This is a genomic window from Acinetobacter sp. H1(2024) (assembly GCF_046557555.1).
GTDB classification, from domain to species: domain Bacteria; phylum Pseudomonadota; class Gammaproteobacteria; order Pseudomonadales; family Moraxellaceae; genus Acinetobacter; species Acinetobacter seifertii.
In genome coordinates this window covers 580,026-592,440 of sequence record NZ_JBKGFO010000002.1, presented here as the reverse complement: position 1 = coordinate 592,440, position 12,415 = coordinate 580,026, and the positions used below count along the sequence as shown (strand labels likewise).

Here is a 12,415-nt window from a genome sequence, read left to right as displayed (position 1 = left end):
TTAACGTGTACCAAATTGTTGTGTCCAGTAACTCTTTTGTTTAGCGGAGTGATCCGAAGCACAAGCGATTGCATAAGTTGTAAACTTAGGGTTCATTAGGTTACTACAATGTAGAGGGCTTGCTAGCCATTTTGTCATTACTTCATTTAAAGTTTTCTGTCCACTCGCAACATTTTCACCATTGGCTTTACCAAGTGAATTATAAAGTTTTAAACGTGACTTTAAATCTAGTCCTGTTGATCCAACATGTCCAAGAAAGTTATGTGTTGCCATATCTTGACTATGAGAGAGTGCACCTTGGTATAAATTATTATTCCAACTCAGCGGCGTAGTTGCAGAAAAATACTGCTGACCACACTGGCGTGATTGCTGGCGAATTTGATTAATAGTATTAAGCATAGCTTGTTGATAGGCAGGGTTTTGTAAATCTTGGCAGCTTATTTCTATAGGGGATTTCTGAATTTGTGGGGTAGAAGAACTAAGAGTCGGAGGCATACTCGAAGAGTTTACAGAACATGCAGTTAAAATAAGACTACAAACCGATAAAATAGAAACTTTAAGTAGATTCATAGCCTGTCTTCATTTGAATTATTTTAATATTTTTATCATACGCCAAATTGAACTGGTTGAGTGATTTTTGTACATGAGAAAAGCGAGTATTAGACTCGCTTTTCTCTACTTAAGTTTATTAAGCTGATTGTAATATTTTTAAGTCTTCTAGAACTTGTTCAGCATGCCCAGCAGCTTTTACTTTGCGGTAACTTTTAACTAAAGTTTTGTTATGGAAAATAAAGGTAGAGCGCTCAATACCCATTACTTTTTTACCATACATATTCTTTTCTTTAATGACATCAAAATGATTACAGAGCACTTCTTCATTATCACTAATCAGATCAATAGTCAGTGCCTGCTTTTCTGTAAAGTTCTGATGAGCTTTTACCGAGTCGCGAGAGACACCGTAAATACGAGCGCCCAAAGCATCAAACTGGTCTTTTAAACAAGAAAAACCGACAGCTTGTGTGGTACAGCCTGGTGTTGAATCTTTAGGGTAGAAGTAAATAATCAGCCATTCATTATCGACTTCAGCCAAATTAACTTCGCCGTGTGTAGTAGGAAATACTTGATTTGGCAGTTGAATATTCTCAGACATTTCTTATCCTTTAAAAGTTAAATTTGATCTAATTCAAGTGGTAGAAAAGCATATTCTTCATGATAAACAATATCGAGTTTTCTTACAGGAATAGCTTTGTTAAAAATTGGACCGTCAACGACAGTGGTATGGAATTCGCCGCCCTCACCACATGGATCAATGCCACGGTTTTCAAGCTCTTGTATATATTCTAAAGTTAAAGTTTTACCTAAATCTTCTACTTTCATTCCTAGTTTAAGATTAACAGTAACTAATACACTTTTAAATCCAAATTGAATGAACTCTTCAACTACTTCACGGTGGGGGCGTAGCCAGAGTGGCATGCCTAATTTAAGCCCCACTGTTTGAGTGACACGGTCATGCCAACAACCATGTTCAGGCATATCTAGATCACCTGTAACCAACACCTCTGCACCTTTCTGTTTGGCTTCATTCAGTAAGCTAATGAATTTACTTTCATAGTCATTCCAGCTAGATGAAGCCATAAATACGGGTAAGCCAATTGCTTGCGCTTGCGCCTGAATAATATCAAGTGGCATTGCATGCGAACGAGAACGTTGGCCATGCTCTTCCAGCATAACAATTAAACCCATTACCTTGCCAGTTTTTATAGCGTGGTAGAGAGCAAGAGAGCTGTCTTTACCTCCACTAAATGAGACAATAGACTTTTTATCAGTTGCGTTGGTTTTCCATTGTTCTTGCATGGTTTATTTCGAATGACTAAATAAGTGTTATTTTAACAGAGCTATAAAAAAAGCCTGCAAAAATGCAGGCTTAATTTGACTCAATAAAAGCTTATTTTTTAGGAGCTTGTTGTTGAGCTGCTTTCATCGCATCTTCAGTTAACTTTTCAAGTTTAGTTGTTAACTGAGGACCAAAACATGCTTTAAGATCACGGTTTTGTTGTTGTACAAAAGCTAAAGAGCTTGGGCTTTTCTTCGCATTGATTGCGCTTTGAATTTCCCATTTTTGAGCTTCAGTTACTTTACCTTGAGCATCAACTTGGCAGCTACAGAATTTGCTAACTTCAGCTGAACTTAATTTACCGCCTTTTGCAGTTTGGTCTTTACAAACGTTGATTAATGCACCTTTAACGTTAGTGCTTTTATATGCCGCTTGAACTGGGTTTTCAGCTGCATGAGCTGAACCAGCCATAAGTGCAACTGCTGAGAATAAAGATGAAAGAATAAGATTTGATTTTAACAACTTCATAAATTTTACCTACTTATTGCGGTATATAGCGTGTTGGATCGGTAACACCAGCATCGATAAAGCCTTCTTTGCGTAAACGGCAACTGTCACACTTGCCACACGCACGTCCTTGAGCATCTGCTTGGTAGCAAGATACCGTTTGGCTATAGTCTACGCCATGTTCAATCCCTAAACGTATAATATTCGCTTTGGATAAATGTAACAGGGGTGTTTCAAATTTAAGAGGTTTTCCTTCAACGCCAGCTTTTGTTGCTAAACGAGCCATATTGGCAAAAGCATCAATAAATTCTGGGCGACAATCAGGATATCCTGAATAATCAACAGCATTGATACCAATCACAATTGCTTCAGCATTGAATACTTCGGCTGCTGCTAAGGCATATGAAAGGAAAATTGTGTTACGTGCTGGTACATAAGTTACAGGAATGCCTTCTTGTAATTGTTCTGGTACAGCAATGTTATGGTCTGTAAGTGCAGATCCACCTAAATTCGCTAAATCGATATTAATAACACGATGTTCAACACCAGCACGTTGAGCTAATGCTTTTGCTGCATCGAGTTCAGTGGTTGAGCGTTGACCATACATAAAACTAATAGCAATACATTCATAGCGCGCTTGTGCCCAAGCTAGGCAAGTGGTTGAGTCTAAGCCGCCTGAAAGTAAAACAATGGCACGAGGGCGCATATTTTTCTCCATATTCGGAATAATTTATTTTATTGAGCGATTAACGACCTGATTCATCATTCCAAAGCAGTTTATGTAACTGTAGTTGGAAACGAACAGGCATTTTATCGTCCAGTATCCACTGTGCCAGATCACGTGCTAAACGTGGTAGGCCAACAGCACCTTTTTCAACTGCAAAAGCAGGGGAGAACCAAACGGTACTGACTTTAGTTTGCAGTTGATATTGTTCAACTTGTTGCTTTGACCATTCATAATCTTCACGGTTACAAATCACAAATTTGATTTGGTCATGTGAAGTTAGATAGTCAAGATTGCTGATGAGATTACGATGTTCTTCACCAGAAGTTGGAGTTTTTAAATCGAGGACTTTAGAAACGCGTGGGTCTACTTTTGACACATCGAGGGCACCACTGGTCTCTAAAGAAACGTCAAAACCTGCATCGCATAAACGTTGTAATAAAATTAAGCAATTTGGCTGCGCTAAAGGTTCACCACCAGTCACACAAATATAAGGGGTTTTATATTTTTCAGCCGTTTCAATAATGTGCTCAAGTGATAAACGCTCGCCACCTTCAAAAGAATAAGTAGTATCGCAATATGTACAACGTAAAGGACAGCCTGTGAGACGAATAAATACAGTCGGTAGACCAGAGGCATTTGCTTCACCCTGCAACGAGTAAAAAATCTCGGTAATGCGTAAACCAGACGCAGGGTCAGAGACAGGAATTGCAGAGGAACGTAAGGAAGCCATTCTAGAAATACCACATTATATAAAAAATAAAATCTCTACGATCAGTGTTGATCGTAGAGATGAGGAGCGATTGAAGCTCCGCAAGAGAGTTATAACAAATTAGTCAGCACGTAACAAATCGTTCAAGCTAGTTTTTGCACGTGTTTTTGCATCAACTTTTTTCACGATGATTGCAGCATATAAGCTGTAAGTACCACATTTAGATGGCAAGCTACCTGAAACTACAACTGAACCTGCTGGTACACGACCGTAATGGATTTCGCCAGTTTCGCGGTCATAAATCTTGGTTGATTGACCGATGAAAACACCCATTGAGATAACTGAACCTTCTTCGACAATAACGCCTTCAACGATTTCAGAACGCGCACCGATAAAACAGTTATCTTCAATAATTGTCGGGTTAGCTTGTAAAGGCTCTAAAACACCGCCAATACCTACACCACCAGACAAGTGAACGTTTTTACCAATTTGAGCACATGAACCTACAGTTGCCCATGTATCAACCATTGTGCCTTCATCTACATAAGCACCAATGTTGACATAAGATGGCATTAACACCACATTTTTAGCTTGGAAGCTACCACGACGAGCAACAGCAGGAGGCACAACACGCACACCAGCAGCTTTAAATTGCTCTTCAGTCCAACCAGAGAATTTAGTTTCAACTTTGTCGTAGAAACGAAGATCACATGACTCGATTGGTTTATTGTCATTGATTTTAAATGATAATAAAACAGCTTTTTTTAACCATTGATGAACAACCCATTCACCATTGATTTTCTCTGCAACACGAAGTGTACCGTTATCTAATCCAGCAATGGCTTCTTCAACAGCTTGGCGAATTTCGCTTGAGCAATCTGCTGCAGTAAAGTTTGCGCGGTCTTCGAATGCTTGCTCAATGATCGTAGAAAGCTGAGACATGATCTTCCTTCCATAAAAAATTTTAAAGATTTTACACTAATTTGTGACAAGAATCTTTGAAAAAACGTGTTACGTTTAAAGCGAGAGTTAAAGTGGAAAAGCTTATTAGATAATCAAGTGTTTTTTACACAAAAATGATTTGGAAATAAAAATTTAACTCAATTTGTATCAAAAAATAACAGAAATCTAGCAGTTTTTGTATAAAAAAGACTCTATGCTCTTGAATATAATTTTTGTCACAAGCTGAAAAATTAAAAACAGAGCCTTTTCTTGAGGAGAAAACGATGAAAGTATTACGTGTTTTAGTGACAACTACAGATTTACTTGCTGCTGGCGCTGCAATGGCAGATGAAGCTGTTGTTCATGACAGTTATGCATTCGATAAGAACCAATTAATTCCAGTAGGCGCTCGTGCTGAAGTTGGTACTACAGGCTACGGTGGTGCTTTATTATGGCAAGCAAACCCATACGTTGGTTTAGCATTGGGTTATAATGGTGGTGATATTTCTTGGTCTGATGATGTAAAAGTCAATGGTTCAACATATGACCTAGATATGGATAATAACAACGTTTATTTAAACGCTGAAATTCATCCATGGGGTGCAAGTTCTAACCGTTGGGCTCAGGGCTTGTATGTAGCTGCTGGTGCTGCATATCTTGATAATGATTATGATTTAAATCGTAATGTTGACGCTACTCGTTCGTTCCGCGTAAATGATCAAGACTTTATTGCGGGTGCTGATGGTGTAAAAATTAGCGGTAAAATGTCATATAAAAATGACATAGCTCCTTATTTAGGTTTTGGTATTGCACCTAAAATCAATAAAAACTGGGGTGTATTCGGTGAAGTAGGTGCTTACTACACTGGTAACCCAACTGTAAAACTAGTTTCAACTGGTTCAGCAATTACAGGTGGCAGTCAGTCTCTTGAAGAAGCAGTGAATGCTGAAGCTCGTAAGATTGCTAACGATGACAAATATAAATGGTTACCAGTGGGTAAAGTTGGTGTGAACTTCTTCTGGTAATAAATACAAAAAAACGAGCTTCGGCTCGTTTTTTTTTGAACTTAATAAAAGAGCTATTCAGCTCTTTTATTTTATTCTTAATTTTTATTCATCTGGATAAGCAATTTTCTTGAGGGCTTTAATATCAGCATCGGGTGAGCATAAAGAAATAAACTCATAACCGTAACCACGTAATAAATGACCTTTACGAACAGCAATCCATGTGGTGTTAACACCAAAGATATCAGTTTTAATTTGCTTTAAACGATAGTCACGTTCTGCATCGTAAGCAACATCGTTGACAATTCCGACACCCATCCCAAGTTCTACATACGTTTTAATAACATCGGCATCAAGAGCAGACATTACAATATCAGCATCGATTTGAGCGTCTTCAAATGCTTTATCAATTTTTGAACGGCCTGTAAAACCACCGTGATAAGTAATTAGCGGATATTCAGATAAAGCATCAAGATCAATCTTATTGAGCTTTGCAAGCGGGTGATCTTGCGGAGTAATAATACTGTGTTGCCATTGATAGTATGGAATACTTGCTAAGTTTTCTTCAGTTGTTAAAGACTCTGTCGCAATACCAATATCTGCTTCACCTTGTAAAAGCATTTCTGAAATTTCAACGGGGCTGGCTTGTTGCAAAATCAAATGTACTTTAGGGAAGAGCTTTTTAAATTGATTGACGATCGGTGGTAGTACATAACGTGCTTGAGTATGCGTTGTCGCAATTGTTAACGTACCTTCATCCACTTTATTAAAGTCATCGGCAAGACGTTTAATATTTTCCGCATCTACAAGCATACGCTCTACAATGCTAAGTAGTGATTGGCCCGGTTCAGTTAAACCAAGTAAACGTTTACCTTTACGAACGAAAAGTTGTACACCTAATTCATCTTCTAAATCTTTAATATGTTTACTTACACCTGATTGAGAGGTGTATAACGCGGCAGATGCTTCCGTTAAATTAAAGTTTTGGCGTACTGTTTCTCGGATAATTCTTAATTGTTGAAAGTTCATTTACACTTTTCCTCGAAAGAGGTGAGGAACGGCTTTAAATTCCGCGACATGATTCCTCACCAAATAATTCCTTAAGCAACTTGATCTGCAAATAGATGAAGTTGAGATGCACTGACCCAAACAGTTTGATTTGGTTTAAATGCATGTTGTTTTGCAGCTTCACTGCTCAGAGCAATCTCAATTAAACGTCCATTACGATCTTGTAATTCCGCCACTACTTTTCCAGCAATCCAGACTTCACGTACAAAAGTTGCTTCAATTGTATTTGCCTGTGGTTGCGAATGAATATGTAACTCATCCGGACGGGCAAAAGCAATCACTTTTCCTTGCGGTGCCTGAACTGTAGTCGGTAATTCGATACGATCATTGCCAATACGGATAATACCGCCGGCATGTTCACCTTCAAAACGATTTGCTTGACCCAAGAAATCAAATACAAATGGTGTTGCAGGTTTTTCGTAGACTTCACGTGGTGAACCAATTTGTTCGACGTTACCTTTATTCATCACAATAATCTGGTCAGCTACTTCAAGAGCTTCTTCTTGGTCATGGGTTACGAAAATTGAAGTGATATGCAATTCGTCATGCAAGTTGCGTAACCAGCGACGTAATTCTTTACGGACTTTGGCATCAAGTGCGCCAAATGGTTCATCAAGTAATAAGACTCGTGGCTCTACTGCCAACGCACGGGCTAAAGCAATACGTTGACGTTGACCACCAGAAAGCTGAGCAGGGTAACGGTCTGCTAAAAAGCCCAGTTGAACTAGGTCAAGCAGACGAGTAACACGTTTTTTAATCTCAGCTTCCGAAGGACGGGTCGCACGAGGGCGAACACGTAAACCAAAGGCAATATTGTCAAATACAGTCATGTGACGGAATAAAGCATAGTGCTGAAATACAAAGCCGACTTGACGTTCGCGAACATGGACATTAGTTGCATCTTCGCCTTCAAGTAACACTTGACCGCCATCTGCTGACTCTAAACCAGCAATAATACGCAGTAGTGTGGTTTTACCGCAGCCAGATGGTCCGAGTAGCGCAACCAGTTCGCCCTCTGGAAAATCTAGGGAAATATTTTTAAGCGCATGGAATGCACCAAAGTGTTTTTCAATGTTCTTAACTTGAATACTCATGATTTCATTCCTTACGAATCAGTTGAATGCGGTTCTGGTTTGTCTTGATGAAGTTCTAACCAAGTTTTCAATACCAGTGTTAATAAGGCTAAGAAAGCAAGTAATGAGGACACGGCAAAGGCTGCACTAAAGGTGTACTCGTTATATAAAATTTCAACATGAAGTGGCAGGGTATTGGTTTCACCACGGATGTGGCCAGAAACTACCGATACTGCACCGAACTCACCCATTGCACGGGCATTACACAAAATCACGCCGTAAATTAAACCCCACTTAATGTTAGGCAGAGTGACTTTCCAAAAGGTTTGCCAGCCTGAGGCACCAAGTACAATCGCGGCTTCTTCTTCTTCTGTTCCTTGAGCTTCCATGAGTGGAATTAATTCACGTGCAACAAAGGGAACGGTAATAAAGATGGTCGCTAAAACAATTCCGGGCACGGCATATAAAATCTTGATGTCATGGTCCATTAACCAGCCGCCTAACCAACCTTGAGCACCAAAAATCAGTACAATCATTAAACCTGCAATAACAGGCGAAACCGAAAAAGGCATATCAATAATGGTGGTTAAAATCGCTTTGCCTTTAAACTGGAACTTAGAAACAGCCCATGCTGCGGCAACACCAAATATCACGTTAATTGGAACGGCAATCGCTGCGGTGAGTAATGTTAATTTCACCGCTGACAAAGTATCTGGATCAATTAGAGCCTGAACATAAACTTCAAGGCCTTGTTTAAATGCTTCAACAAAAACCAAAATAAGTGGCAGCATTAAGCAACTAAGAAAGAAAATCAGTGCAACTGTAATGAGCGTATAACGTACCCAAGTCGGTTCACGAGTCGCATCACGAGACTGTAGCTTTAAAGCAAGTGCATTGCTGTCGGTATGTAGATTCATGTGATATTTCTCCCTGTACGACGGTTTGCCCAGGCTTGCAGTAAATTAATAGCAAATAAAATAATGAAAGAGAGAACTAACATGACCGCTGCAATGGTGGTTGCACCTGCATAGTCATATTCTTCAAGGCGAGAAATGATCATGAGCGGGGCAATTTCTGTTTTAAACGGCTGGTTACCTGCGATGAAAATTACAGAACCATACTCACCCACGCCACGAGCAAATGCTAAAGCAAAGCCTGTAAATAGAGCAGGTAGTAATATTGGCAAAATAATTTTAGTAATCGTCTGCCAGCGATTTGCTCCAAGTGCAGAAGCAGCTTCTTCAAGCTCGGTTTCGATATCGCTTAGTACAGGTTGAACAGTTCGAACAATAAAAGGAATACCAATAAATACTAAAGCTAGCGTAATCCCGATCGGTGTATAAGCAACATGAATACCGAGTGGTTCTAAATATTGACCAATCCAGCCAGTTGGTGCATAAAGCGAAGTAAGTGCAATACCTGCAACTGCCGTTGGTAGTGCAAAAGGTAAGTCTACTAAAGCATCAACTAGACGTTTTCCGGGAAAGTTATAACGGACAAGGCACCAAGCTAAAAGTAGTCCGAAAACAACATTAATAAACGCCGCAATTAAAGCTGAACTAAAGCTGAGTTGAAGCGATTTTAAAATACGTTCAGAGGTTAAAATTTCCCATAGACCGTCCCATCCGATTCCAAATGATTTGATAAAGACTGCGGCTAATGGAATAAGCACAATAAAAGAAACGTAGGCGAGGGTGAAGCCCAATGATAGACCAAACCCAGGCAGCACTCGGGATCGCTGCGACATGATATTTCCTCAAAGAGAAAAGCCTGCTGAAACCAGTAAGCGAATAAATAAAGATAAACGGCGCGGTATAAAGCTGGGTATTAAGCAAATTTCAAAGAGAAATGTGTCTTTACCGGATCAATAGATGAGTGGCTACACATCGAGTCTTCAGGAAGTAGATAGTTCAGTAAATCAGGGAATGGGCCAAAACCGGAAGCAACATTAATATGACCGACTTCTCCAAGATTAATAGGATTTAATTGCCAAGCTTTAGCAAGTTGTAAAGCATCAAAAAAATCTAACCAAGGATCATTTTCACTAATCAGTAGTGTTGTAGGCACATTAATTTTTAACTGATGAAAATAATCTTTGTAGTCAGTCAAGCTATGGCGAGCAAAGCCTGCTTCACCAAAACGTGCCGGATTTGCAGGAGCAACCAAAATTAGTTTTTTAACTTGAGCTTGTAACTCAGGATGCTCAGCTAAAGCAGCAACACTGGTTAAGCAACCGAAACTATGTGCAACAATTTGCACAGGTGCTTGTACCGCTTGAACTGTTTTAACAAATTGTTCAATCCATTCACTTAATACGGGTCTATCCCAGTTTTTTTGCTCAACACGAGAACTAGACACGAGTTGACGCTGCAACCAAGATTGCCAATGTTGATGTTCACTTCCACCTACACCTGGAACAATTACAGAGTGAGTCATGTCTGTTCTCCTTTATCGTTAGTACAAAGAATTACTTCTCTGCACTATTGATTTTCACGATTTGATCGAAAACACCACCATTATCAAAGTGTTGTTTTTGTACTTTTGTCCAACCGCCAAACTCTTTATCAATCGTCACGAGTTTCAATGGTTTAAATACATTGCTGTATTTTTTGAGTACAGCTGCATTACGAGGGCGGTAGAAGTTACGTGCTGCAATTTCTTGGCCAGCAGGTGAGTACAAGTAGTTAAGGTACCCTTTAGCAATGGTGAGATTGCCTTTTTTGGCAGCGTTTTTCTCAACAACAGCAACTGGTGGTTCAGCTAAAATCGAAAGAGACGGGGTAATAATTTCAAATTTGCCTGGTTGTTCGCGAACAGCTAAATGAGCTTCATTTTCCCAAGCAAGCAATACATCACCAATGCCACGTTCAGCAAAAGTCGTGGTTGCACCGCGTGCACCCGAATCTAGAACTTTAGTGTGCTTATAAATTTGGCGGACATATTCTTGTGCTTTAGCATCGTTACCACCTGGTTGATGTTTTGCCCAAGCCCAAGCTGCAAGGTAGTTCCAGCGAGCACCGCCAGAAGTTTTCGGGTTTGGTGTAATAATTTCTACACCTGGTTTGATTAAGTCACCCCAGTCTTTAATTTGTTTAGGGTTACCCTTGCGTACCAAAAACACGATTGTTGATGTGTATGGAGTAGAGTTTTGTGGCAACTTCTTCTGCCAATCAGTTGGAAGCAATTTTGCTTTTTCAGCAATTTCATCAATATCAGCTGCAAGCGCTAATGTCACAACGTCAGCATTTAAGCCATCAATCACGGCACGAGCCTGTTTACCAGAACCACCGTGTGATTGTTTAAACTGAATATCTTGTCCAGTACGCTGTTTCCAATAAGTACCGAACTGTTTATTAAAGTCTGTATATAACTCGCGAGTTGGATCATAAGAAACGTTTAAGAATTCTTGAGCTGCAAATGATGAAACAGAAAGAAGTGCAGCAATAACCCCGACTTTTAATTGAGAAAAACGCATGAGATAACCCCTCAAAAATACGAAATGTTCAAAACATGAACGCAGAATAGCGCTAGTCTTTATTCTAAAAAAATAATAAAAAACGAATTTAATATGAAAAATATAGAAATATAAAAAATGGATAAGCTATTCTTAAATCTTGATATATAACAAGTTTCAAAAGTGCTAATTAAATCGGTATAATTTTTTAAAATCAGTCATTTATTAATTAAATGAAAGGTGTTGTATTGTTGGGCGGTTTTTAAGAAAGGACGGACTAAGCATGTGGTGTTTTAAAAATGGGCAACCTGTTGAAACCATTCCGTTACTAGACCGAGCATTTCATTATGGAGATGGATGCTTTACCACAATTCGTATTTTTCAAAATAAGATTGAGCTTAAGGCTCGACACTGGGAACGTCTAAAATTTGCCTCCCAAAAACTAGCTTTAACTGCAAACTTTGACTTCATTGAACAGAGTTTACAGCATCTATATAAACAAAACCTTGTACTCAATGGCACTTTAAAAATTGTAATTAGCCGTGGTGAAGGTGACCGTGGTTATAGTTTGCCAAAGCATGAAGCTGATATTTATGTCTGGTTCTATCCAAAAGCATTAGATCAGTTCCGACCAGACTTTATTAAGTGTGGGGTTTTAAATCAGGCCTTGGGTTTAACCATGCCAAGTCTAGTTGGACTTAAATCTTTAAACCGTCTGGAACAGGTACTGCTAAAAAAAGAAGCAGATCAACAAGGGTGGGCAGAAGCATTAGTATCTGATGTACAAGGTTATATTGTTGAAGGGGTAAGCAGTAATTGTTTTATTCGTTTAAATGATAGATGGATTACACCGGAACTTCGCTATAATGGCGTCCACGGTGTGATGCGTGCAGAAATTTTGGCGCGTATGCAGCACCATGGAATTGCCTGCGAAGTCAGAATAATTGAATTAGATGAAGTGCCACAAATACAGAGTCTATTCTTTTGTAATGCTTTACATCCAATGCGAGTAGTTACTCAAATAGGTGAACAAACTCTAGATTCACAGGCGTGCCTAAATTTATTTCATAATCTTAACTTGAATCAGATTCATTAAT

15 protein-coding genes are annotated in these 12,415 nt (G+C 39.2%); 2 read left to right on the top strand and 13 right to left on the bottom strand.

The window, feature by feature from the left end; all coding sequences use genetic code 11:
* The 7 genes from ACLCEG_RS08555 to dapD form a co-directional block, all read right to left on the bottom strand.
* Positions 1 to 570, bottom strand: a complete 570-nt coding sequence (locus tag ACLCEG_RS08555) for a CAP domain-containing protein (protein WP_410567102.1) — start codon at positions 568 to 570, stop codon at positions 1 to 3.
* A gap of 118 nt (positions 571 to 688) precedes the next feature.
* Positions 689 to 1,150: a peroxiredoxin gene (locus ACLCEG_RS08550; protein WP_410567100.1), complete on the bottom strand. Its 462-nt coding sequence runs from the start codon at positions 1,148 to 1,150 to the stop codon at positions 689 to 691.
* Positions 1,151 to 1,167: 17 nt separating this feature from the next.
* Entirely contained in the window at positions 1,168 to 1,854 is a 687-nt protein-coding gene (locus ACLCEG_RS08545) for a diphthine--ammonia ligase (protein WP_410567098.1), read from the bottom strand.
* A 91-nt stretch (positions 1,855 to 1,945) separates the two neighbouring features.
* Positions 1,946 to 2,362, bottom strand: a complete 417-nt coding sequence (locus tag ACLCEG_RS08540; RefSeq protein WP_004699929.1) for a hypothetical protein — start codon at positions 2,360 to 2,362, stop codon at positions 1,946 to 1,948.
* A gap of 13 nt (positions 2,363 to 2,375) precedes the next feature.
* Positions 2,376 to 3,047, bottom strand: a complete 672-nt coding sequence (queC, locus tag ACLCEG_RS08535; RefSeq protein ID WP_001247780.1) for a 7-cyano-7-deazaguanine synthase QueC — start codon at positions 3,045 to 3,047, stop codon at positions 2,376 to 2,378.
* 40 nt (positions 3,048 to 3,087) lie between these two features.
* Positions 3,088 to 3,798 (bottom strand): 7-carboxy-7-deazaguanine synthase QueE, encoded by a 711-nt coding sequence (gene queE / locus ACLCEG_RS08530; RefSeq protein ID WP_004699930.1) that lies wholly within the window; start codon positions 3,796 to 3,798, stop codon positions 3,088 to 3,090.
* 99 nt (positions 3,799 to 3,897) lie between these two features.
* Complete coding sequence (gene dapD, locus ACLCEG_RS08525; RefSeq protein ID WP_410567096.1) at positions 3,898 to 4,719, bottom strand: 2,3,4,5-tetrahydropyridine-2,6-dicarboxylate N-succinyltransferase; 822 nt, start codon at positions 4,717 to 4,719, stop codon at positions 3,898 to 3,900.
* 284 nt (positions 4,720 to 5,003) lie between these two features.
* Here dapD and carO point away from each other — a divergent pair, with 284 nt between their 5' ends.
* The gene (carO, locus tag ACLCEG_RS08520) at positions 5,004 to 5,744 is read left to right on the top strand and encodes an ornithine uptake porin CarO type 3 (RefSeq protein ID WP_410567094.1); all 741 of its coding nucleotides are present in this window, start codon (positions 5,004 to 5,006) and stop codon (positions 5,742 to 5,744) included.
* A gap of 84 nt (positions 5,745 to 5,828) precedes the next feature.
* On the opposite strand, the gene ACLCEG_RS08515 is transcribed toward carO, so the two are convergent.
* The 6 genes from ACLCEG_RS08515 to ACLCEG_RS08490 form a co-directional block, all read right to left on the bottom strand.
* The gene (locus ACLCEG_RS08515) at positions 5,829 to 6,752 is read right to left on the bottom strand and encodes a CysB family HTH-type transcriptional regulator (RefSeq protein WP_019457256.1); all 924 of its coding nucleotides are present in this window, start codon (positions 6,750 to 6,752) and stop codon (positions 5,829 to 5,831) included.
* Between the two features lie 71 nt (positions 6,753 to 6,823).
* On the bottom strand, positions 6,824 to 7,885 hold the full coding sequence (locus ACLCEG_RS08510; RefSeq protein ID WP_002052588.1) for a sulfate/molybdate ABC transporter ATP-binding protein: 1,062 nt from the start codon (positions 7,883 to 7,885) through the stop codon (positions 6,824 to 6,826).
* 11 nt (positions 7,886 to 7,896) lie between these two features.
* Positions 7,897 to 8,781 (bottom strand): sulfate ABC transporter permease subunit CysW, encoded by an 885-nt coding sequence (gene cysW / locus ACLCEG_RS08505; protein WP_002052783.1) that lies wholly within the window; start codon positions 8,779 to 8,781, stop codon positions 7,897 to 7,899.
* Entirely contained in the window at positions 8,778 to 9,611 is an 834-nt protein-coding gene (gene cysT, locus ACLCEG_RS08500; protein ID WP_191011998.1) for a sulfate ABC transporter permease subunit CysT, read from the bottom strand. The genes cysW and cysT overlap by 4 nt, the downstream gene beginning before the upstream one ends.
* 80 nt (positions 9,612 to 9,691) lie before the next feature.
* A complete protein-coding gene (locus ACLCEG_RS08495) occupies positions 9,692 to 10,300 on the bottom strand; it encodes an RBBP9/YdeN family alpha/beta hydrolase (RefSeq protein ID WP_004699940.1) in 609 nt (202 codons plus the stop codon).
* Positions 10,301 to 10,331: 31 nt separating this feature from the next.
* Positions 10,332 to 11,339 (bottom strand): sulfate ABC transporter substrate-binding protein, encoded by a 1,008-nt coding sequence (locus tag ACLCEG_RS08490; protein WP_002052521.1) that lies wholly within the window; start codon positions 11,337 to 11,339, stop codon positions 10,332 to 10,334.
* 262 nt (positions 11,340 to 11,601) lie between these two features.
* Here ACLCEG_RS08490 and pabC point away from each other — a divergent pair, with 262 nt between their 5' ends.
* Positions 11,602 to 12,414 carry an aminodeoxychorismate lyase gene (gene pabC, locus ACLCEG_RS08485; protein WP_100192441.1) on the top strand — a complete coding sequence of 271 codons (813 nt, stop codon included), beginning with the start codon at positions 11,602 to 11,604 and terminating at the stop codon, positions 12,412 to 12,414.
* The last annotated feature ends 1 nt before the right edge of the window (position 12,415 follow it).

Coding starts and splice junctions, on each gene's coding strand:
- pabC (WP_100192441.1), top strand. CDS start 11,602: ATGTGGTGTTTTAAAAATGGGCAACCTGTTGAAACCATTCCGTTACTA.
- ACLCEG_RS08495 (WP_004699940.1), bottom strand. CDS start 10,300: ATGACTCACTCTGTAATTGTTCCAGGTGTAGGTGGAAGTGAACATCAA.
- ACLCEG_RS08490 (WP_002052521.1), bottom strand. CDS start 11,339: ATGCGTTTTTCTCAATTAAAAGTCGGGGTTATTGCTGCACTTCTTTCT.
- ACLCEG_RS08515 (WP_019457256.1), bottom strand. CDS start 6,752: ATGAACTTTCAACAATTAAGAATTATCCGAGAAACAGTACGCCAAAAC.
- carO (WP_410567094.1), top strand. CDS start 5,004: ATGAAAGTATTACGTGTTTTAGTGACAACTACAGATTTACTTGCTGCT.
- ACLCEG_RS08550 (WP_410567100.1), bottom strand. CDS start 1,150: ATGTCTGAGAATATTCAACTGCCAAATCAAGTATTTCCTACTACACAC.
- queC (WP_001247780.1), bottom strand. CDS start 3,047: ATGCGCCCTCGTGCCATTGTTTTACTTTCAGGCGGCTTAGACTCAACC.
- ACLCEG_RS08545 (WP_410567098.1), bottom strand. CDS start 1,854: ATGCAAGAACAATGGAAAACCAACGCAACTGATAAAAAGTCTATTGTC.
- ACLCEG_RS08540 (WP_004699929.1), bottom strand. CDS start 2,362: ATGAAGTTGTTAAAATCAAATCTTATTCTTTCATCTTTATTCTCAGCA.
- cysT (WP_191011998.1), bottom strand. CDS start 9,611: ATGTCGCAGCGATCCCGAGTGCTGCCTGGGTTTGGTCTATCATTGGGC.
- dapD (WP_410567096.1), bottom strand. CDS start 4,719: ATGTCTCAGCTTTCTACGATCATTGAGCAAGCATTCGAAGACCGCGCA.
- ACLCEG_RS08555 (WP_410567102.1), bottom strand. CDS start 570: ATGAATCTACTTAAAGTTTCTATTTTATCGGTTTGTAGTCTTATTTTA.
- cysW (WP_002052783.1), bottom strand. CDS start 8,781: ATGAATCTACATACCGACAGCAATGCACTTGCTTTAAAGCTACAGTCT.
- ACLCEG_RS08510 (WP_002052588.1), bottom strand. CDS start 7,885: ATGAGTATTCAAGTTAAGAACATTGAAAAACACTTTGGTGCATTCCAT.
- queE (WP_004699930.1), bottom strand. CDS start 3,798: ATGGCTTCCTTACGTTCCTCTGCAATTCCTGTCTCTGACCCTGCGTCT.